The sequence below is a fragment of the Burkholderia sp. MBR-1 genome, assembly GCF_013822785.1.
Lineage (GTDB): Bacteria > Pseudomonadota > Gammaproteobacteria > Burkholderiales > Burkholderiaceae > Burkholderia > Burkholderia vietnamiensis.
Window position 1 is genome coordinate 1,650,752 of record NZ_CP053609.1, and the last position, 20,615, is coordinate 1,671,366.

At 67.5% G+C, this 20,615-nt stretch carries 22 protein-coding genes; 14 read left to right on the forward strand and 8 right to left on the reverse strand.

Features of this window, described 5'->3' with window-relative positions:
* Positions 1-30 precede the first annotated feature (30 nt).
* Positions 31-453, forward strand: a complete 423-nt coding sequence (ftsB, locus tag MBR110_RS07560) for a cell division protein FtsB (RefSeq protein ID WP_011885395.1) — start codon at positions 31-33, stop codon at positions 451-453.
* Between the two features lie 97 nt (positions 454-550).
* Here the strand turns inward: ftsB and MBR110_RS07565 are convergent, their stop codons facing one another.
* The 3 genes from MBR110_RS07565 to MBR110_RS07575 all read right to left on the reverse strand — a co-directional run bounded on the left by MBR110_RS07565 (position 551) and on the right by MBR110_RS07575 (position 2,565).
* Positions 551-904 carry a hypothetical protein gene (locus MBR110_RS07565; RefSeq protein ID WP_011885394.1) on the reverse strand — a complete coding sequence of 118 codons (354 nt, stop codon included), beginning with the start codon at positions 902-904 and terminating at the stop codon, positions 551-553.
* Between the two features lie 163 nt (positions 905-1,067).
* On the reverse strand, positions 1,068-2,015 hold the full coding sequence (gene hslO, locus MBR110_RS07570) for an Hsp33 family molecular chaperone HslO (RefSeq protein ID WP_059668749.1): 948 nt from the start codon (positions 2,013-2,015) through the stop codon (positions 1,068-1,070).
* A 25-nt stretch (positions 2,016-2,040) separates the two neighbouring features.
* The gene (locus tag MBR110_RS07575) at positions 2,041-2,565 is read right to left on the reverse strand and encodes a gamma carbonic anhydrase family protein (protein WP_011885392.1); all 525 of its coding nucleotides are present in this window, start codon (positions 2,563-2,565) and stop codon (positions 2,041-2,043) included.
* 151 nt (positions 2,566-2,716) lie between these two features.
* On the opposite strand from MBR110_RS07575, the gene MBR110_RS07580 reads away from it, so the two are divergent.
* The 11 genes from MBR110_RS07580 (at position 2,717) to MBR110_RS07630 (ending at position 12,197) form a co-directional block, all read left to right on the forward strand.
* Complete coding sequence (locus MBR110_RS07580) at positions 2,717-3,574, forward strand: ferritin-like domain-containing protein (protein WP_043291336.1); 858 nt, start codon at positions 2,717-2,719, stop codon at positions 3,572-3,574.
* 259 nt (positions 3,575-3,833) lie between these two features.
* Positions 3,834-4,724, forward strand: coding sequence for an alpha/beta fold hydrolase (locus MBR110_RS07585; RefSeq protein WP_011885390.1), 891 nt, complete (start codon positions 3,834-3,836; stop codon positions 4,722-4,724).
* Between the two features lie 82 nt (positions 4,725-4,806).
* On the forward strand, positions 4,807-5,637 hold the full coding sequence (locus MBR110_RS07590; RefSeq protein WP_011885389.1) for a 3',5'-nucleoside bisphosphate phosphatase: 831 nt from the start codon (positions 4,807-4,809) through the stop codon (positions 5,635-5,637).
* Between the two features lie 78 nt (positions 5,638-5,715).
* Positions 5,716-6,348, forward strand: a complete 633-nt coding sequence (locus MBR110_RS07595; protein ID WP_011885388.1) for an L-threonylcarbamoyladenylate synthase — start codon at positions 5,716-5,718, stop codon at positions 6,346-6,348.
* 45 nt (positions 6,349-6,393) lie between these two features.
* Entirely contained in the window at positions 6,394-7,056 is a 663-nt protein-coding gene (locus MBR110_RS07600) for a site-2 protease family protein (RefSeq protein ID WP_011885387.1), read from the forward strand.
* Positions 7,057-7,064: 8 nt separating this feature from the next.
* On the forward strand, positions 7,065-8,267 hold the full coding sequence (locus tag MBR110_RS07605; RefSeq protein WP_011885386.1) for a tryptophan--tRNA ligase: 1,203 nt from the start codon (positions 7,065-7,067) through the stop codon (positions 8,265-8,267).
* 9 nt (positions 8,268-8,276) lie between these two features.
* Positions 8,277-8,879 (forward strand): class I SAM-dependent methyltransferase, encoded by a 603-nt coding sequence (locus MBR110_RS07610; protein WP_034192436.1) that lies wholly within the window; start codon positions 8,277-8,279, stop codon positions 8,877-8,879.
* Positions 8,880-8,926: 47 nt separating this feature from the next.
* Complete coding sequence (dapA, locus tag MBR110_RS07615; RefSeq protein ID WP_046428328.1) at positions 8,927-9,832, forward strand: 4-hydroxy-tetrahydrodipicolinate synthase; 906 nt, start codon at positions 8,927-8,929, stop codon at positions 9,830-9,832.
* Positions 9,833-9,943: 111 nt separating this feature from the next.
* Positions 9,944-11,089: an outer membrane protein assembly factor BamC gene (gene bamC, locus MBR110_RS07620; protein WP_181708979.1), complete on the forward strand. Its 1,146-nt coding sequence runs from the start codon at positions 9,944-9,946 to the stop codon at positions 11,087-11,089.
* A gap of 4 nt (positions 11,090-11,093) precedes the next feature.
* A complete protein-coding gene (locus MBR110_RS07625) occupies positions 11,094-11,870 on the forward strand; it encodes an MBL fold metallo-hydrolase (protein WP_011885382.1) in 777 nt (258 codons plus the stop codon).
* Positions 11,871-12,038: 168 nt separating this feature from the next.
* Positions 12,039-12,197: a hypothetical protein gene (locus MBR110_RS07630; protein ID WP_014723266.1), complete on the forward strand. Its 159-nt coding sequence runs from the start codon at positions 12,039-12,041 to the stop codon at positions 12,195-12,197.
* 20 nt (positions 12,198-12,217) lie between these two features.
* Here the strand turns inward: MBR110_RS07630 and MBR110_RS32595 are convergent, their stop codons facing one another.
* Entirely contained in the window at positions 12,218-12,463 is a 246-nt protein-coding gene (locus tag MBR110_RS32595; RefSeq protein WP_011657350.1) for a hypothetical protein, read from the reverse strand.
* Positions 12,464-12,517: 54 nt separating this feature from the next.
* Complete coding sequence (locus MBR110_RS07635; protein ID WP_034192437.1) at positions 12,518-13,738, reverse strand: cupin domain-containing protein; 1,221 nt, start codon at positions 13,736-13,738, stop codon at positions 12,518-12,520.
* A gap of 32 nt (positions 13,739-13,770) precedes the next feature.
* Here MBR110_RS07635 and MBR110_RS07640 point away from each other — a divergent pair, with 32 nt between their 5' ends.
* Positions 13,771-14,319 carry an FKBP-type peptidyl-prolyl cis-trans isomerase gene (locus MBR110_RS07640; protein ID WP_011885380.1) on the forward strand — a complete coding sequence of 183 codons (549 nt, stop codon included), beginning with the start codon at positions 13,771-13,773 and terminating at the stop codon, positions 14,317-14,319.
* Here the strand turns inward: MBR110_RS07640 and MBR110_RS07645 are convergent.
* Together MBR110_RS07645 and mutS are read right to left on the reverse strand one after the other, a co-directional pair.
* Positions 14,299-15,570 carry a metallophosphoesterase family protein gene (locus tag MBR110_RS07645; protein ID WP_011885379.1) on the reverse strand — a complete coding sequence of 424 codons (1,272 nt, stop codon included), beginning with the start codon at positions 15,568-15,570 and terminating at the stop codon, positions 14,299-14,301. The two genes, MBR110_RS07640 and MBR110_RS07645, sit on opposite strands and share 21 nt — an antisense overlap.
* On the reverse strand, positions 15,551-18,208 hold the full coding sequence (gene mutS, locus MBR110_RS07650; protein WP_034192439.1) for a DNA mismatch repair protein MutS: 2,658 nt from the start codon (positions 18,206-18,208) through the stop codon (positions 15,551-15,553). Before mutS ends, MBR110_RS07645 begins: the two co-directional genes overlap by 20 nt.
* 179 nt (positions 18,209-18,387) lie before the next feature.
* Here mutS and MBR110_RS07655 point away from each other — a divergent pair, with 179 nt between their 5' ends.
* A complete protein-coding gene (locus MBR110_RS07655) occupies positions 18,388-18,684 on the forward strand; it encodes a hypothetical protein (RefSeq protein ID WP_059734891.1) in 297 nt (98 codons plus the stop codon).
* A gap of 263 nt (positions 18,685-18,947) precedes the next feature.
* On the opposite strand, the gene MBR110_RS07660 is transcribed toward MBR110_RS07655, so the two are convergent.
* On the reverse strand, positions 18,948-20,570 hold the full coding sequence (locus tag MBR110_RS07660; RefSeq protein ID WP_011885206.1) for an NAD(P)/FAD-dependent oxidoreductase: 1,623 nt from the start codon (positions 20,568-20,570) through the stop codon (positions 18,948-18,950).
* Positions 20,571-20,615: the final 45 nt, after the last annotated feature.

Consider the following 20,615-nt stretch of genomic DNA (forward strand, 5'->3'; position numbering starts at 1 on the left):
AGCGGCGCTTCTTATATCTGCGTCTCTTACATGCGGCTTGTCACTGTCGTCCTGATTGCCTTGCTGGCGCTCATTCAGTACCCCCTATGGTGGGGACACGGCGGCTGGCTGCGGGTGCACGAACTGCGCCAGCAGCTCGGCGACCAGCTGCAGAAGAACGCGGACGAGAAGCTGCGCAACGAGCGGATCGCCGGTGAGGTGCAGGATCTGCAGAGCGGCACCGCGGCCATCGAGGAGCGTGCGCGCTACGAGATGGGGATGGTGAAGGACGGCGAGGTGTTCGTGCAGTTCGTGTCGCCGAACGCGCCGGCCTTGCCGCTCAACAACACGCCGTCGAGCACGTCGACGCGCGGCGCGGTGTCCTCGGCGCCGGTGCGCGTCGTACCGAATCCGCAGTCGATCGCGCGGCCGTCACGACATCACGGTGGCGAGAAGAAGGGCGCTCATCACTGAGCGCTGCGGGCAGCCGAATCATTGAAAAAGCGCGGGAAATACCGCGCTTTTTTATTTCCCGACGGTTTTCAATCGAAGCCGCCGCCGCGCTCGGGTGTCACCACCACCAGCCCGGATAGCCGTAGGTCACGCCGGTGCCCCACCGGTTTCCCCAGCCGCCGCTCGAATAGCCGCCGTAGAAGTTCACCGGCGGCGGCGTGTAATTCGCCCACGCACGCGCCGCGGCTTCGGCCGCCATCGCTTCGTGCTGTTCGCGCATCGCCTGCCGATCGATCTCGTCGTAGCGCTTGCGCTCGGCGCTCGACAAGGTCGGCGGCTGGCCGCCGGCTGCGCCCGGCTCGGGCAGACGGCTCAGGATCGTCGACGAAGGCGGCTGCACCGCGCAGCCGGCGAGTGCCAGCGTGCCGGCTGCGATGCCGGTCAGAAGGAGCGTGCGGAAGGTTTGATGCATGGGTTTCTCCAGCGGCGCGCCGGACGCGGGCAAGGCCCGCGGCAAGCGGCTTGTGACTGAGGCCGGGCCGGTGATGCGTCGGCGCCGGCCCCGTGTTGCGAGTGCCTCCATTATGCGCCCGCGCCGACGTCGCACTCGCGAGTCGGGACGCGAGGCTGCAGGCTCAGTGGCGCTGTTCGGTCGCGGGCGTGATGCTCGTCCCGAGTTCCGGCGCGGCGAACAGCTGCGCGACGTCGACCGGATCGAATTCGTAGCGCTGGTTGCAGAACTCGCAGTGGATTTCGACGTGGCCGCGCTCGACGATCACGCTGTCGACTTCGTCGCGGCCCAGCATGCGCAGCATCGCACCGACCTTTTCGCGCGAACACGTGCACTGGAAGCGCGTGCCGGCCGGCTCGAAGTGCTGCACGTTCTCCTGCCAGAAGAGGCGCCGGAACACGACCTCCGGCTCGACTTCGAGCAGCTCCTTCGCCGACATCGTGCCGCCGAGCGTACAGACGCGCTCCCACGTGTCGGCGTCGGTCTCGGCATTGCGCGGCACGATGCCGCCGTCGCCCGGCAGCTTCTGCAGCAGCATGCCGACCGCGCGGTCGCGATCGGCCGCGAGCCACAGGCGCGTGTCGAGCTGCTCCGAATGGTGCATGTAGTGCTCGAGCACCTGCGACACCGATTCGAGCGGGCCGTCGACGCCGTTCAGCGGCACGATGCCCTGGTACGGCTGCTGGCCCGGCAGCTTGTCGGCCGGGTCGAGCGTGATCACGCAACGGCCATGGCCGCTCGCGTTGACGAGCGACGCGAACGCCAGGTCGTCGCCGATCGTACTGGCTTCGCCGGCGAACTTGGCCGTGGCGCGCATCGACAGGTCCGAGCTGCACTGGACGACCAGCATCTGGACCGGCCCGTCGCCGAAGATCTGCATGATCAGGGTGCCGTGAAATTTCAGGTTCGCGGACAGCAGCGCACACGCGGCCATCATCTCGCCGAGCACCGTGCGCACCGGGGCGGGGTAGTCACGGCGGGTCAGCACCTCCTGCCAGGTGTTGCGCAGCGACACGATCTCGCCGCGCACGGGTGCCGAATTGAACATGAATTTCTGTAACTGGTCGCTCACTCTGGTTCCTTGAAATCCGCGCGGATCAGCCGATCCGCACGAGTTGCTCCTTGAAATGCGCACGGCGCTCGACGTACGTCTTCGCATTGGCGCGCAACCGCGCGATGTCGTCTGCCGACAGCTCGCGCACGACTTTCGCCGGTGCGCCGAGAATCAGCGAGTTGTCCGGGAACGTCTTGCCTTCCGTCACGACCGCGCCGGCACCGACCAGACAGTTGCGGCCGATCACCGCACCATTCAAGACCACCGCCTGAATCCCGATCAGCGAACCTTCGCCGACCGTGCAGCCGTGCAGCATCGCCTGATGTCCGATCGTCACGTTCTCGGCGATCGTCAGCGGGAAACCGGGGTCCGTATGCAGGACCGCACCTTCCTGGACATTGCTGCCGGCGCCGACGGTGATCGTCTCGTTGTCGCCGCGAATCGTCGCGCCGAACCACACGCTCGCGTTCTGCTCGAGCACGACCTTGCCGATGATGGCCGCCGTATCGGCGACGAACACGCTTTCGTGGATCGTCGGGGCCGTATCGCCCAGTTTGTAGATCGTCACGGAGTCTCCTGGTCTCTTCGATGATGGGCGCCGGTAGAATGACGCGTCTGGCGTGCCGGGCGCGACGCGATGGATGCGGCGCGGCACAAACCTCTATTGTAAACCGTCGCGTGCCGGCGCTCTCGCGCCGTGCATGGACGATTCCCGTTCGATGAGCATCGAGTCTTCCCAATCCGCCACGGCGCCGGTCTGCGTGCGCCGCGCCGCGCTCGACGCGCTGCGCGTATGCGAGCCGGTCGCGAAAGCCGCGCAAGTCGGCGAGCTGCAGCGGGCCTGGCTTGCCGGCCTGGCCGTGATCGCGCCGGCGCTCCGCTTCGACGAGCCGGCCGGGCTGCCGGGCCGGCCGGCGCGCCCGCCGCTGGTCGAGCCGCGTCAGCTCGAGCGGCGCAGCATGCGTTCGCCGGCGGGGCGCGCGGTGCTGCTGCACGCGCTCGCCCACATCGAGTTCAATGCGATCAACCTCGCGCTCGACGCCGTATGGCGCTTCGCCGCGATGCCGCAGGCGTTCTACGCGGACTGGCTGAAGGTCGCCGCGGAAGAGGCCCATCATTTCACGCTGCTGTGCGGGCGGCTCGCCGAGTTCGGTCACGCATACGGCGATTTCCCTGCACACAACGGCCTGTGGGAAATGTGCGAGCGGACCCGCGACGACGTGCTCGCGCGGATGGCGCTGGTGCCGCGCACGCTCGAGGCGCGCGGGCTCGACGCGTCGCCGCCGATCCGCGCACGGCTCGTGCAGGCAGGCGACGATGCGTCCGCCGCGATCCTCGACGTGATCCTGCGCGACGAAATCGGCCACGTCGCTATCGGCAATCGCTGGTTTCGGCACCTGTGCGACGAAGCCGGCCGCGATCCGGTCAGCGCGTACCGCGAACTCGCCGTGCAGTACCACGCGCCGCGGCTGCGCGGCCCGTTCAATTTCGAGGCGCGCCGCACGGCGGGCTTCGAGCAGGCGGAACTCGACGAACTGGCCGCACACGACGCGGCAAGCGGCAGCGCAGCGGGTTAGCCGGGCCGCGCGGTCGATGCGTGCTGCGAACGCTGCGAAAAATCGCCGTGATGTCCGTGAGGCCAGCACGCGTCGTCACGACACGCGGCGCGTTCCGTCCCGCGCGGCGGTGCCCGGCGCGGTCGATGCGCCGGGTGCGCCTCTCAGCCCATGCGGCCGCACCGCTAGAGCGCCGCCTCGACGGCGCCCCGGACAGCGGCACGCCGGAAAATTGGCGCCCTCGCTATAATCGAACGATCATTCTTTTTTGGCGGTTGCAATGGGTATGTCGAGTTCTGTTTCCGATTTCATCACGGTGCGCGGCGTCAAGCTGCATGTGCGGCGCTGGGGCCGGCCCGATGCGCCGACGCTGTTCATGCTGCACGGCTGGATGGACGTCGCGGCGTCGTTCCAGTTCGTCGTCGAGGCGCTGGCGGGCGACTGGCAGGTGATCGCGCCCGATGCGCGCGGCTTCGGCCTGTCCGACTGGCCGGTCGCACGGCAGGGCGGCGGCCATTACTGGTACCACGACTACCTGGGCGACCTCGATGCGCTCGTCGATCACTACGCGCCGACCGGCGAAGTGAATCTGGTCGGGCACAGCATGGGCGCGAACGTCGTCTGCATGTATGCGGGCGTGCGGCCCGAGCGCGTCCGGCGCGTGGTCGACCTCGAAGGCTTCGGGCTCGCGCCGGCGCGCGCCGAACAGGCGCCGCGCCGCCTGCGCAACTGGCTCGACGAGCTGCGCGAGCCGCCGGTCCTGCGTCCTTACGCGTCGCTCGACGACGTGGCGGCCCGGCTGATCAAGACGAATCCGCGCCTCGATCCGCGTCGCGCCGCGTTTCTTGCCGCGCACTGGTCGAAGCGCGGCGACGATGGCCAGTACCACCTGCTGGCCGATCCCGCCCACAAGATGGTCGGCCCGCAGCTGTACCGGCTCGACGAGGTAATGGCGATCTGGAAGCAGGTGCGCGCGAAGGTGCTGCACGTCGAGGCCGTCAATTCGCCGACGCTCGCGTATCTCGCCGGCGACATTCCGCTGCCGGAGTTCAAGGCGCGCTTCGCCGCGTTCGCCGACTGGCGCGAGAAGCTCGTCGAGGATGCCGGCCACATGGTCCATCACGACCAGCCGGCGCAGATCGCGGCGCTGATCGAGGCGTTCTGCGCGTGAGCCGGCGGCGTCGGCGGCAGGGCAGGCGGCCAGCGCAATTGCCGCATTGCAGTAGAATGAAGCTTCACCTGCCATACCGACAATGAACGCTGATCTCCACTGCCATTCGAATGTTTCCGACGGGTTGCTGTCGCCTGCCGACGTCGCGCGCCGCGCCCATGCGGGCGGCGTGACCCTGTGGGCGCTGACCGACCACGACGAGCTCGGCGGTCAGGCGGCGGCGCGTCGCGAAGCGGAAGCGCTGGGCATGCGTTACCTGAGCGGCGTCGAGATTTCGGTCACGTGGGCGTCGCGCACGGTGCACATCGTCGGGCTGAACATCGATCCGTCGAACCAGGCGCTCATCGACGGCCTCTATCAAACCCGCCACGGCCGCGCGGCGCGCGCGCGGGCGATCGGCGCGCAGCTCGAGACGCTCGGCATCGCGGGCGCCTACGAAGGCGCGCTGAAGTACGTATCGAACCCCGATCTGATCTCGCGCACCCATTTCGCGCGCTTCCTGGTCGAGAACGGCCACGCCGAATCGCTGACGGACGTGTTCGACCGCCTGCTCGGCGACGGCAAGCCGGGCTTCGTCGCGCATCGCTGGGCCACGCTGTCCGACGCGGTCGCGTGGATTCGCGCGGCCGGCGGCGAGGCCGTGATCGCGCATCCGGGGCGCTACCGCTACACGCCGGTCGAGTTCGACGCCTTCTTCGCGGAATTCATCGATCTCGGCGGCCGCGCGATCGAAGTCATTACGGGCAGCCACACGCCCGATCAATATCGCGAATACGCGGACGTCGCGCGCCGCTTCGGCTTCGAGGCGTCGAGCGGGTCGGATTTCCACGCACCGGGCGAAGGTCGCGTCGAGCTCGGCAGCCTGCCGCCGTTGCCGTCCGACCTGAAACCGGTCTGGGAGCGCTGGCTCTGACGCGGCGCGGCCGCGCGCCGCGCGCCGTTCGCGCGGCCGCCCGGGCGCGCTCCGACTCCTTCCTCTTTACGTGCCTCCATGTCCCAGTTCTTCAGGATTCATCCCGATAATCCGCAGCCGCGCCTCGTCAAGCAGGCCGCCGACATCGTCAGCAAGGGCGGCGTGATCGCGATGCCGACCGATTCGAGCTACGCGCTCGCGTGCCACCTCGACGACAAGGACGCGGTCGAGCGCGTGCGCCGGATTCGCGGCCTCGACGAGAAGCAGCATCTGTCGCTGCTCGTGCGCGACCTGTCGGAGCTGGCCAATTTCGCGATGGTCGACAACCGCCAGTACCGGCTGATCAAGTCGGTGACGCCGGGCCCTTACGTGTTCATCCTGCAGGCGACGAAGGAGGTGCCGCGCCGGCTGTCGCACCCGTCGCGCAAGACGATCGGGCTGCGCGTGCCGGATCACGCGATCACGCTCGCGCTGCTCGAATCGCTCGGCCAGCCGCTGCTCGGCACGACGCTGATCCTGCCGCCCGACGACGAGCCGCTCAACGATCCGGAGGACATCCGCGCGCGGCTCGAGAAGCAGGTCGATCTGGTGATCGACGGCGGCGCGTGCCCGCGCGAACCGTCGACCGTGATCGACCTGACGGGCGACGCGCCGCAGCTCGTGCGCGCCGGGCGCGGCGCGCTCGAACCGTTCGGGTTGTCGGCCGCGTAAGCGCCATTCATTTTTGCGCGAGCGCGCTTGTTACAATAACGCGATATGGATGCTTCCCTGATACAGACCATCGCCGTCTACGCGCTGCCCGTGATCTTCGCGATCACGCTGCACGAGGCCGCGCACGGCTATGCCGCGCGGCTGCTCGGCGACAACACCGCGTACGTGATGGGGCGCGTGTCGTTCAATCCGATGCGGCACATCGATCCGCTCGGCACGATCGCGATCCCGCTCGCGATGTACGTGCTGACCGGCGGCGCGTTCCTGTTCGGCTATGCGAAGCCGGTGCCGGTATCGTTCGGCAATCTGCGCAATCCGCGCTGGGGCAGCCTGTGGGTGTCGCTCGCGGGGCCGGCCTGCAATTTCGTGCAGGCGCTGCTGTGGGGCATGCTGACCGTCGTGCTGGCCGCCGCCGGCATCGACGAGCCGTTCTTCACGCGGATGACCTATGCGGGCGTCAGCGCGAACCTGGTGCTCGGCGTGCTGAACCTCTTTCCGCTGCCGCCGCTCGACGGCGGCCGCATCCTGGCGGCGCTGCTGCCGCCGAAGCAGTCGATCGCGCTGTCGCGCATCGAGCCGTACGGTTTCATCATCGTGCTGCTGCTGGTCATGACCGGCGTGCTGACGAACTTCTGGCTGCGTCCGCTCGTGAATGCCGCAGCCGGCGTGCTGAGCGCCATCCTGTCCCCCTTCGCCTCGCTTTTCTAACGACAACCATGTTCCCAGATCGTATTTTCTCCGGCATGCGACCCACCGGGTCGCTGCACCTCGGCCACTACCACGGCGTGCTGAAAAACTGGGTGAAGCTGCAGTCCGAGTACCCGTGCTTTTTCTGCGTGGTCGACTGGCATGCGCTGACGACGCACTACGAAACGCCCGAGGTCATCGAGAAGAACGTGTGGGACGTGCTGATCGACTGGCTCGCGTCCGGCATCGATCCGACCCAGGCGACGCTGTTCATCCAGAGCAAGGTCCCCGAGCATGCCGAGCTCGCGCTGCTGCTCGGCATGAGCACGCCGCTCGGCTGGCTCGAACGCGTGCCGACCTACAAGGAGCAGATGGAGAAGCTGAAGGACAAGGATCTGTCGACCTACGGCTTCCTCGGTTACCCGGTGCTGATGGCGGCCGACATCCTGCTGTATCGCGGCTCGCTGGTGCCGGTCGGCGAAGACCAGGTGCCGCACGTCGAGATGACGCGCGAGATCGCACGCCGCTTCAACTACCTGTACGGCCGCGAGCCGGGCTTCGAGGAGAAGGCGCTCGAGGCGGCGAAGAAGCTGGGCGGCAAGCGTGCGAAGCTCTATCACGAGCTGCGCAACGCATACCAGCAGGAAGGCGACGACGAGGCGCTCGAGCAGGCGCGCGCGATGTTGCAGGAATCGCAGAGCCTGTCGATGAGCGACCGCGAGCGGCTGTTCGGCTATCTCGAAGGCGCGCGCAAGATCATTCTCGTCGAGCCGCAGGCGCTGCTGACCGAAGCGTCGCGGATGCCGGGCCTCGACGGCCAGAAGATGTCGAAGTCGTACGGCAACACGATCGGCCTGCGCGAGGATGCGGAGACCATCACCAAGAAGGTCCGCACGATGCCGACCGATCCGGCGCGCGTGCGCCGCACCGATCCGGGCGATCCCGACAAGTGCCCGGTGTGGCAACTGCATCAGGTCTATACCGACGCCACCACGCACGAGTGGGTGCAGAACGGCTGCCGTTCGGCCGGCATCGGCTGTCTCGACTGCAAGCAGCCGGTCGTCGAAGGCATCCTGCGCGAACAGCAGCCGATGCTCGAGCGTGCGCAGAAGTACATGGACGATCCGTCGCTGCTGCGCGCAATCGTCGCGGACGGTTGCGACAAGGCGCGCAAGCACGCGGTCGAGACGATGCGCGACGTGCGCGAGGCAATGGGCCTGTCGTACACCTGAGTCGAGCGCATGCGCGAACCCATCATCGCGGCCGCCGGCTGCCACGTCGCCGCGACCGAGCCGTCAGGCTGGGTCGCGCGCTGGTCGCATCTGGCGCCGGCGGGCGGCGCGGTGCTCGACGTCGCCGCGGGCGGCGGCCGCCACGCGCGCTGGTTCGCGTCGCGCGGGCACGCCGTCGTCGCGCTCGATCGCGATCCGGCCGCGCTCGCGGCGCTGCGCACGATTCCCGGCGTGGACGTGCGCGAAGCCGATCTCGAAGGCGCGCCGTGGCCGTTGCCGGCCGGCGCGTCGTTTGCCGCGGTGGTCGTCACCCATTACCTGCATCGGCCGCTCTGGCCCCATCTGGTCGATGCGGTGGCGCCGGGCGGCGTGCTGATCTACGAAACCTTCGCGCAAGGAAACGAAACGGTCGGCAAGCCGTCCAATCCGGCATTCCTGCTCGCGCCGGGCGAGTTGCTGGACGTCGTGCGCGGGCATCTGCGGGTGGTCGCGTACGAGGACGGATTCGTCGCCGGGCCGCGCGCCGCGTTCGTTCAGCGCATCTGCGCGGTGCGCGAGTGCGCACCCGCGACGGCAGGGGCGGGAATTCCACGTTACGAACTGCGCGGCTAATCCGCTACAATCTCAACGTTTACCGGTACATCAATCAATCGCGTTTCATGGCTAACGGCACCCAAGACGGCATTCAAATCCGCGGCAGCATCCCCGCGATCGTCACCCCGATGCTCGAAGACGGCAGTCTCGATCTGCCGGCGTTCCGCAAACTGATCGACTGGCACATCGAGGAAGGCACCGATGCGCTGGTCGTGGTCGGCACGAGCGGCGAGTCGGCAACGCTCAACGTCGAAGAACACGTGCTGATGATCCGCACGGCGGTCGAGCATGCGGCCAAACGCATCCCGATCATCGCGGGCGCGGGCGGCAATTCGACCGCGGAGGCGATCGAGCTGACCAAGCAGGCGAAGGCGGTCGGCGCCGACGCGACGCTGCAGGTCGTGCCGTACTACAACAAGCCGACGCAGGAAGGGATGTACCGGCACTTCAAGGCGATCGCCGAAGCGGTCGACCTGCCGGTGATCCTGTACAACGTGCCGGGCCGCACGGTGGCGGACATGGCGCACGAGACGACGCTGCGCCTCGCGCAGGTGCCCGGCATCATCGGCATCAAGGAAGCGACGGGCAACATCGACCGTGCCGCCCACCTGATCAAGGCCGCGCCGAAGGATTTCGCGATCTACAGCGGCGACGACCCGACCGCGATCGCGCTGATGCTGCTCGGCGGCCACGGCAACATCTCGGTGACGGCGAACGTCGCGCCGCGTGCGATGAGCGACCTGTGCCGCGCGGCGCTGGCCGGCGACGTGGCGACGGCGCGCACGCTGCACATGAAGCTGCTGTCGCTGCACAAGAACCTGTTCATCGAAGCGAACCCGATTCCGGTGAAATGGGCGCTGCAGGCGATGGGCAAGATGCAGGGCGGCATCCGCCTGCCGCTCACGCCGCTCGACGAGCGCTGCCACGACGCGGTGCGTTCGGCCCTCGTCGAGGCCGGCATCCTCGCCTGATGCGCGGGCGGCCGCGTCCTGCGGCCGCCGGCTCGACCCCTCATCAACCCGCACCGGCCGGCTCCGTCCGGCGCCGCTCCTGACGAGCGTTCTAGCAAGACGAAGGATTTCATGAAACGTTTCGCCTTTTCCTCACGCGCCATCCAGGTCTCGGTGATGACGCTGGCGCTGGGTGCGCTCGCCGGCTGCGATACGCTGAACGATTATCTGGCTCCCGATCGGGTCAACTACAAGAACACGGGCTCGGCGCCGCCGCTCGCGGTACCGAGCGACCTGAAGCCGGTGCCGACCACGCAGCAGTTCGTCGCGCCGCCGAGCAATGCGGGCCTCGGCACGCTGCCGCCGCGGGCGCAGACGGCTGCCGGCAATGCGACCGACGGCGTTCCGAGCGCGCAGGACCCGCTCGGCATGCACATCGAGCGCGACGGCGATCGCCGCTGGCTTGTCGTCGACGGCCGCACGCCCGAGCAGCTGTGGCCGATCCTGAAGGAGTTCTGGCAGGAGAACGGCTTCTCGCTGAAGACCGATGCGCCGTCGACGGGCATCATGGCCACCGATTGGGCCGAGAATCGCGCCAACATCCCGGACGACTGGTTCCGCCGCACGATCGGCAAGGTCATCGACTTCGCATATTCGTCGGGCACGCGCGATCGCTTCCGCACGCTCGTGAACCGCACGCCGGACGGCAACACCGACATCTCGATCACGCACAGCGCGATGGAAGAAATGATGGTCGGCCCGCAGGGCGGCACGTCGTCGCGCTGGGAAGAGCGGCCGCGCAATCCGGTGCTCGAGGCCGTGTTCCTGTCGAAGCTGATGCAGAAGTTCGGCCTCACCGACGCGCAGGCGAAGCAGCTGCTCGCCGACGCGCATCCGGCCACCGCGCCGGCTCAGGTCCGCGACACGAGCGGCGGCGCCGCGACGCTGCAACTCGCCGAATCGTTCGATCGCGCATGGCTGCGCGTGGGTCTGGCGCTCGACCGGACCAACTTCGCCGTCGACAACCGCGACCGCGAGAAGGGCCTGTACACGGTTCGTTACGCGAACACGATGGAAGAGCTGAAGCGCGACGGCCTGTTCGGCAAGCTGTTCTACGGCGGCCCGTCGGCAGCCAAGCCCGGCAAGGAATATCTGGTCAACGTGCGTGCGCAGGGCAACGGCGGCACGCAGGTCGCGGTGGTCGACGCGAACGGCCAGATCGACAATTCGTCGGACGCGCAGCGGATCATTTCGCTGTTGCAGGCGCAACTGAACTAAGCGCGTGCGCTTCGCGAGCCTTGGTAGCGGCAGCGAAGGCAACGCGCTGGTCGTCGAAGTCGCGAGCGGCACGACGACCACGCGCGTGCTGCTCGACTGCGGTTTTTCTGCGAAGGAGGTCGAGCGCCGCCTCGGCCGCCTGAATCTCGGCGTCGACGATCTCGATGCGATTCTGATCACCCACGAGCACAGCGACCACGTCGGCAGCGCGTTGACGCTGGCGCGGCGCGCTTCGCTGCCGCTCTACATGAGCTGGGGCACGGCGCGCGCGGTGGGCGCGGACGAGGCCGATGTCGATCTGCACGTGCTGTGGGGCGACGAGACGGCCGCCATCCGCGATCTGGCCGTGATCCCCTATACGGTGCCGCACGACGCGCGCGAGCCGCTCCAGTTCGTCTTTATGGACGGTAGCCGCCGGCTCGGCGTGCTGACCGACGTCGGGATGGCCACGCCGCACATCACGACCGTGCTGAGCGGCTGCGACGCGCTGGTGCTCGAATCGAACCACGATACGGCGATGCTCGCCGGAAGCCGCTATCCGCAGTCGCTGAAGGCGCGGATCGGCGGCAGTCACGGCCATCTGAGCAACGATGCGGCGGCCGGCATTCTCGCCTCGCTCGAACGTAGCCGGCTGCGGCATCTGGTGGCCGCGCATCTGAGCCAGCAGAACAACCGTCCCGAACTGGCCCGCCAGGCGTTTGCGGGCGTGCTGGGCACCGATGGCGACGAGGTGGTCGTGGCGACGCAGGACGCGGGTTTCGACTGGCTGGCGCTCGACTGAGCGAGCGGGGGATAGCGCAAGGCGGCGGAGCGGGAGAGCAGAAGCGGCGCGCGTCAGCGCCCGGGCCGAATGGCCTTCGATGCGGTGCGCGATGCGCGCAAACCGCAGGCATAAAAAAACCGGCCCATCGGGCCGGTTTTTTTTCAGCTGACGCTGAGGCTTACTGGCTTGCGCCCGAAGCCGGAGCTGCCGAAGCAGCCGATGCCGGCGCAGCAGCAGCTGCGTCGCTTGCAGCAGCCGAAGCCGACGAAGCTGCAGCCGAAGCGTCGCTCGCAGCACCAGCAACTGCCGAAGCAGCCGACGAAGCAGCAGCAGCGGCGTCGCTAGCAGCCGACGAAGCAGCTTGATCAGCGCTCTTGTTGCAAGCAGCCAGTGCAACAGCAGCCAACAGGGAAGCTACGAGGAGGGATTTCTTCATGATCACGTCCTTTTATGGTTAAAGGTAAGCAACAGCGCGAAACAATACCGGTAATGTGCTCCAACACCGACCTGGGCCGCTGGTGGAGACGCACTTCTAGAGCGTGAATCTTCCCTACGGCTTGGGCGGAAATTATATGCACTTTCCTATCGACCGTCGACAAATGCGGGGTCAATACGTTGTCTTTCCCATACAAAATTTGATCTGCATGGGCATACGGGGTAGTCCACTAAATCCGGCTTCCGACCCGTATCCAGCCCGCACAATACCACTCGTGCAGTAAGGCTGTCATTGAGGGAACCCGGGATAGTGTTACAAACCGTTTCGCCTCCATGTGGCGCAGATTGGCCAGTTCGGGCAGCCATTCGCCGGCTTGCTCGAGCGGTTCCTCTTCGCCATTAATGAAGTACGAGCGCGCGTTATACATCAATGTGGCCCTTCTGTCGAGAGATACGCCGCGACGGGCAGCCTGCTTGACGAATGCCGCCTCCGACAGCGGGCGTGCCGGCGGCTCGAATACCACGTTGGATTTGGGCTCGCTCAGATAGCAGCCGAGGAATTCGGCGACGTCGCGCTTGCGCCAGCGAATCGCGTCGACGATCTCGGCGACGCGTTCGACCATCGCGGGCGGCAGCTCGGCCGGCGTGTCCACGGCCGGTTGCTTCGGGTCGCGGTACAGTTCGTCGCCGCGCGCGTCGCGCAGGCCGCCGCGTTCGGCGAGGTAGTACAGGAATTGCGCGCCGAGTTCGCCGGCCGACGGTGCCCGGAATCCGATCGAGCAGGTCATGCATTCGCCTTCGGCCACGCCGTCGTGTGCGATGTGCGGCGGCAGGTACAGCATGTCGCCCGGCTCCAGCACCCATTCGTCGCTCGGCTCGAAATGCTCGAGGATCTTCAGCGGCACGTCCGGCAGCAGCGACAGGTCCTTCTGCGCGCCGATGCGCCAGCGGCGTCGGCCTTCGACCTGCAGCAGGAACACGTCGTACGAGTCGAAGTGCGGGCCGACACCACCGCCGTCCGTCGCGTACGAAATCATCAGGTCGTCGAGCCGCGCGTCCGGAATGAAACGGAAGCGGTCGAGCAGGGCGCGCGCTGCGTCGACGTGCAGGTCGAGCCCCTGCACGAGCAGCGACCACGCCTTGCGCGATACGGCCGGCAGCGCGCCCGGTTCGAACGGCCCGTGCGCGAGTTGCCACTTGTTACGAAAATGCGTGATCAGACGCGATTCGGCGTCATAGTCTGCAGCCAGGTCGAACAGCGCATCGCGCGTGAGCGGCGGCTTCACGCCGGGAATCGCCTGGCGGATCAGCAGCGGTTTTTTCTGCCAGTAGCGGCGCATGAACTGCGCCGGCGTGAGACCGCCGAGCAGCGGTGTGGGAAGATCGGAAGGCGGCGCGCCGAATGGGGCGGCAGCGGCTTCCCGCGGTTCGGCTGGAGACCGGTTGCGCATCGTATAATGACAGTTGTAATTGGGAGAATTGGATGAAAATCGCAAAAAACACCGTCGTGTCGGTCGCTTACAAGCTGTCGGATGCGCAAGGCAATCTGATCGAGGAAAGCGACGAGCCGATGGTCTATCTGCACGGCGGCTATGATGGCACGTTCCCCAAGATCGAGGAACAGCTCGACGGCCAGGAGCCCGGCTACCAGGCGCAGGTTCAGCTCGAGCCGCAGGACGCGTTCGGCGACTACGATCCCGAACTCGTGAAGGTCGAGCCGCGCGATCGTTTTCCCGAACCGCTCGAAATCGGCATGCAGTTTGAAGGCACGCCGGAGGACGCCGACGAGGAAGTGGATTCGCTGATCTACACGGTCACCGACATCGCCGAAGACAAGGTCGTGCTCGACGGCAATCATCCGCTCGCCGGCATGGCGCTGCGCTTCGCACTCACCGTCAAGGACGTTCGCGAAGCGACCGAGGACGAGATCGAGCATGAGCACGCGCATGGCGCGGAAGGCCTCGAGATCGTCGACGAAGACGAGGACGAAGAGGAAGACGGCGACACGCCGTCAGGGCGCACCCTGCACTGAGCTGGCAGGCTGGCCGGACGCCGGCCCTGAAGCAGGGGGCGGCGCCGGCCACGACGCGCCGGCCGGCGTCGTGCCGTCGCCCTGCAGCGGCGGCGCGACCGATGACGCATCGGGCAGCGCCGGCAACGCGGGGATCTCGGGCATCTGCGGCAGCGGCACGTCGTTGCGGGGTGCCGCCGGCAGGGCAGGCGGCACCGGCACGTCTTTCGGCACGTCCTGCAGGCTCACGCTGAAGACGGTCTGCCGGGCCGGCGACACATTGACCTTCACCCACTGATGCGCCGGATGGCGCGGGCCGAACGCGACGCGCGTCACGTTGCCGACCAGCGCGCCATCGTCCGCATGCAGCGGGCGATCGATCAGAAAACCGTTCGCGAGCGGCTCGCCGCTCGCGTGCATCACGAGGATCGGGCCGCGGAATGTCGCGGCCGCCTTCACCAGCGCCCGTTTCAGTTCCCGAAAGCCGTCGCGTGCGCGCGGCCGGTTGAAGCGCAGCCACGCAAAGCGTTCGGCGCGTTCGTAGCGATCGAACTGCGGGTCGCCTTCGAAGATCACCACCATCGCGCGCGCTTCGCGCCGCTTCGCGAATTCGGCTGCATGGTCGAGCCAGAAACCGTTCGCGATCACACGATCCTCGAATTCGCCGTTGCGGCCGCCGGCCGTCAGGAAATGGTTGTTTGGCCCAGGTGCGTTCAGCGCGATATAGACGACGTCATCGCGGATCCAGCGTGCATTTTCGCGATACGGCCGGAACCGTGCGACTTCGCTTTCGCGCGTGATCGGCAGCGCGCCGGGATCGGGCAGCGCGGTGTCGGCAAGCAAGGTCTGCCGCAGGAAATCCAGCCGTTCGACGGGATCGTAACCGCCGCCGGCCGCGGTGCCGCACGTGACCCAGTCGTGGTTGCCGGGAATGAACACCAGAGGCACGCGCGTCGCGCTCAGGATTGCACCGCGCTGCGCATACAGCGAATCGCGGCACGCTTCCTTCGCGCCCTTGATGTCGCCCGCATAGACTACGAACGCGACGCTGCGTTCGCGTGCGATCGCTTCGAACAGCCGTTGCGCGGCCGGTTCGTCGGCCGGCACGTCGATCACGCTCGACACGACCGCGAACGAGTAGGGCGCCGCACCGCGTTTGGGCGTGGCCGCCAACGCGCCGGCCGTGGCGAGCGTGAGCGCCGCCACAGTCAGCGCGGCGGCAAGGCCGGCGCGCCGGCCCCGTGCAACGCGTTTATGCGTGCCCGTCGGCATCGTGCGAGCGGACGAGCGTCCGCAGTTCATACAGCAAGTCGAGCGCTTCGCGCGGCTTCAGGTCGTCGGGATCGATGTCGCGCAGCCGGTCGAGCGCCGGGTGCGTGGCGTCGGACGGCGCCGGCGCGTCGGCGCATTCGACATCGTCGGCCGCCGCGGGCGGGGCGCTGAACAGGTCGAGCTGCGGCGTATGCTGGGCGGCCGACTGCTGCTCGAGATACGCGAGATGCTTGCGGGCCGCGCGGATCACCGGCGCCGGCACGCCCGCGAGCTGGGCGACCTGCAGCCCGTAGCTCTGGTTCGCCGGCCCCTCGTTGACCGCATGCAGGAACACGATGCCGTGGCCGTGCTCGACGGCCGACAGGTGGACGTTCGCCGCCTGCGGGAATTCGCTCGGCAGTTGCGTCAGCTCGAAGTAGTGCGTCGCGAACAGCGTGTAGCAGCCGTTCTGCGCCAGCAGATGACGCGCGATCGCCCATGCGAGTGCGAGGCCGTCGAACGTCGACGTGCCGCGCCCGATTTCATCCATCAGCACGAGACTTTGCGGCGTCGCGTCGTTGAGGATCGCCGCGGCTTCGGTCATCTCGACCATGAACGTCGAGCGGCCGCCCGCGAGGTCGTCGGCCGCGCCGATCCGCGTGAAGATGCGGTCGATCGGCCCGAAGCACGCCGACTTCGCCGGCACGTAGCTGCCGACGTACGCCATCAGCGCGATCAGCGCCGTCTGCCGCATGAACGTCGACTTACCGCCCATGTTCGGGCCGGTGATCAGCAGCAGCTTGCGATCGGCGCCGAACCGGCAGTCGTTCGCGATGAATTGCTCGACCTGCGCTTCGACGACCGGATGGCGGCCCTGCTCGATCTCGATGCCGATGTCGTCGGTGAAGGTGGGCGCAACCCAGTCGAGCGTGCGCGCACGTTCGGCGAAGGCCGCGAGCACGTCGAGCTCCGCGAGCGCCGACGCGACGCGCTGGCATTCGGGGATGAACGGCAGCAGCGCCTGCAGCACGCCGTCGTACAGCGCGCGCTCGCGAGCCAGCGCGCGCTCCTGCGCGGACAGCGCCTTGTCTTCGAAGGTCTTCAGCTCGGGCGTGATGTAGCGCTCGGCGTTCTTCAGCGTCTGGCGGCGGCGATAGTCGTCGGGCACCTTGTCGGTCTGGCCGCGCGTGACCTCGATGTAGAAGCCGTGCACCTTGTTGTATTCGACGCGCAGGTTCGCGATGCCCGTGCGTGCGCGCTCGCGCGCTTCGAGGTCGATCAGGAACTGACCGCAGTTCTCGGAGATGTCGCGCAGTTCGTCGAGCTCCGCATCGTAGCCGCGCGCGATCACGCCGCCGTCGCGCACCATCGCGGCCGGCTCGGGCGCGATCGCGCTCGTCAGCAGGTCGAGGCATTCGGCGGGCGGCGCGAGCGCCGCGTCGACACGGGTGAGCGCATCGGCGTTCGCGACGATCGCGCTGATGCGCTCGCGCAGTGCCGGCAGGGCGGCGAACGTGTCGCGCAGGCTAGACAGATCACGCGGCCGTGCGGACAACAGCGCGAGACGCCCGGTGATCCGTTCGACGTCGGCGATCTGGCGCAGCGCGCTGCGCAGTGCGTCGAGGTTTGCGTCGGCGGGCGCATCGAGCAGCGCGCCGATCGCTTGCTGGCGTGACTGCGCGGCGACCGATGCGCGCGGCGGGTGGTGCAGCCAGTGACGCAGCAGGCGGCTGCCCATCGTCGTGCAGCAGGTGTCGAGCAGCGAATACAGCGTCGGCGATTCGGTGCCGCGCAGCGTTTCGGTCAGCTCGAGGTTGCGGCGCGTCGCCGGATCGAGGCCGATGTATTCGGTTTCGCTTTCGACCTTCAGGCTGCGCACGTGCCGTAGCTGCTGGCCCTGCGTAGCTGCCGCATACAGCAGCAGCGCGCCGGCTGCGCCGCATGCGCTCGTCAGCGAATGGGCGCCGAAGCCGTCGAGGCCGGCAACGTCGAGCTGGTCGCACAGGCGCTGCGTGCCCGACGCGATGTCGAAGTGCCACGCCGGCACGCGCTTGACCGCGCCTGCGCCGGCCGGCACGGCGTCGGTCGCGCCGTCTGCGGTGAGAATTTCGGCCGGGCGGATGCGCTCGAGTGCCGCGCCGAGCTGGTCGGGTTCGATTTCGGCGAGCCGCAGCGCGCCGCTGGCGAGATTCAGCCACGCGAGGCCGATATTGACCGCGACGCCGCGCTTGTTGTGGCCGGTGCACATCGCCAGCAAATAGACGTCGTTCTTGTCCGACAGCAACGCCGCGTCGGTCAGCGTGCCGGGCGTGACGACGCGCACGACCTTGCGCTCGACCGGGCCCTTCGAGGTGGCCGGATCGCCGATCTGCTCGCAGATCGCGACCGATTCGCCCATCTTCACGAGCTTCGCCAGATACTGTTCGACCGCGTGGTGCGGGACGCCGGCCATCTTGATCGGGTTGCCCGCCGATGCGCCGCGCTGGGTAAGCGTCAGGTCGAGCAGACGCGCGGCTTTCTCGGCGTCTTCGAAGAACAGCTCGTAGAAGTCGCCCATCCGGTAGAAGACGAGCGTGTCCGGGTGGTCGGCCTTGATGCGCAAGTACTGCTGCATCATCGGGGTGTGGCCAGCAAAGGCCTCGGGCGACAGCGTGGTCATAGATCCGGCGTAAAGTTGTTGCTTGGGTTGCCCGAGTTTACCAGCGGCCCCGACCGACAAGCGCGAAGTTCACCGTTCGGCCAGTTGCGCGCATTCAGTGCGGGGCGCTTCCGGTCTGTCGACATCGCGCCCGATCACATACGATTCCACGGCGTGAACAACCAAGCAGGAGATCAGCGATGGAAGTCTTTTGGACGTTGAAGAGCATCCCTGAGCTGGCGAATCTGTCGGCGCGCGACAGGCGCGTCAACTGGCGACGCGCGTATTTCCGTAGCTGGCGCCATTGGCAGACCTGGACCGGTTTGCTCGCGTGCGCCCTATGCGCGGCACTCGGGGCCGGGCTCGGCGCAACGGCGGGGCACCCGGTCGCGGGAGCGGTTGTCGGAGGCGCCGTGGGCGGATTCGTCTTCGGGCAAGCTGTGGTCCGTGTCGCGCGCGCCCATTACAGAAACGTGCTACTCGGTCTTGACGATTAGCAGGATGATCGCTGCGGTGGCTTCTTTACGTAAGGTCGCCGACGATCGCCGTAACGACGCCCGCATGACCGTTCGCTTGCCGCTTGACCGAGTATCGTGCGTATCGACCGATGATGGCCGACCGTCGAAAGCGCGAGCGCGGCGGTTCGCGTAACCGGCGCACGACGCACTCTCACGGAACGCGAACGTTCTGGAGCAGGGCCGCGACGGCATGACGATCGGCTCGGCGCCGCAGCCATCGCGCGCCGAGCCTGCCGACGACGTCAGGACGCCTGCTTCGACATCAGGTCGAGCGCCAGCGCCTGCGCGACTTCGATCCCGTCGATGGCCGCCGAGTAGATGCCGCCCGCATACCCGGCGCCTTCACCGGCCGGATACAGACCTTCGACGTTCACGCTCTGGTAATCGTCCTTGCGCCGAATGCGGATCGGCGACGACGTGCGCGTCTCCACGCCGGTGAGCACCGCATCGTGCATCGCGAAGCCGGCGATCTTTTTGTCGATCTGCGGCAGCGCTTCCCGAATCGCTTCGATCACGTAGTCGGGCAGCGCAGTGCTGAGATCGGTCGGCCGCACGCCCGGCTTGTACGACGGCACGACGGAGCCGAGCGACGTCGACGGCCGGCCCGCGATGAAATCGCCGACCAACTGGCCCGGTGCGCTGTAATCGCCGCCGCCGAGCTCGAACGCGCGTTCCTCCCATTTGCGCTGGAACGCGATGCCCGCGAGCGGGCCGCCCGGATAGTCTTCCGGCGTGATGCCGACGACGATCCCCGCGTTCGCGTTGCGCTCGGCGCGCGAATACTGGCTCATGCCGTTGGTGACCACGCGGCCGGGCTCGGACGTCGCCGCGACGACCGTGCCGCCCGGGCACATGCAGAAGCTGTACACCGCGCGCCCGTTGCTGCAGTGGTGGACCACCTTGTAATCCGCCGCGCCGAGCTGCTTGTGGCCCGCGAACTTGCCGAACCGGCTGCGGTCGATCAAGCCCTGCGGATGCTCGATCCGGAAGCCGAGCGAGAACGGCTTCGCCTCGATGAACACGCCGCGATCGTGCAGCATCTGGAACGTGTCGCGCGCGCTGTGGCCGACGGCCAGCACCACGTGATCGCAGCGCAGCGTTTCGCCGTTCGACAGCTTCAGCGCGCGAACCTTGCCCTGCTCGATGTCGATGTCCTCGACGCGGGTTTCGAAGCGCACTTCGCCGCCGAGCGCGTGGATCGTCGCGCGCATCTTTTCCACCATGCTGACGAGGCGGAACGTGCCGATGTGCGGCCGGCTCAGATACAGGATGTCCTCCGGCGCTCCGGCCTTGACGAACTCGTCGAGCACCTTGCGGCCGTAGTGATGCGGATCCTTGATCTGGCTGTACAGCTTGCCGTCGGAGAACGTGCCGGCGCCGCCTTCGCCGAACTGCACGTTGGACTCGGGATTGAGGACGCTCTTGCGCCACAGTCCGAACGTGTCCTTGGTGCGCTCGCGCACGGCCTTGCCGCGCTCGAGGATGATCGGGCGAAAGCCCATCTGCGCGAGGATCAGCCCGGCAAAGAGCCCGCACGGCCCCATCCCGATCACCACCGGGCGCAGGAAGTTGCCGTGCTCGGGCGCCTTCGTCACGAAGTGGTACGTCATGTCGGGCGTGACGCCGCAATGCGGCGTGCCGGCGAGTCGCGGCAGCACGGCCGCTTCGTCCTTGACCTCGACATCGATGATGTAGGTGAGCTTGATGTCGGCGCGCTTGCGCGCATCGTGCGCACGGCGGAACACCGTGTAGCGCAGAAGCCCGTCTGCCGGCACGCCGAGCTCGTCGAGGCGCGCGCGGATGGCGGCCTCGAGAGCGCTCTCGGGGTGGTCGAGCGGGAGTTTGATTTCGCTTAGCCGTAACATGAGTATTCGGATACGGTCGCCACGAAGCCGTGGCGGTGTTGAAAC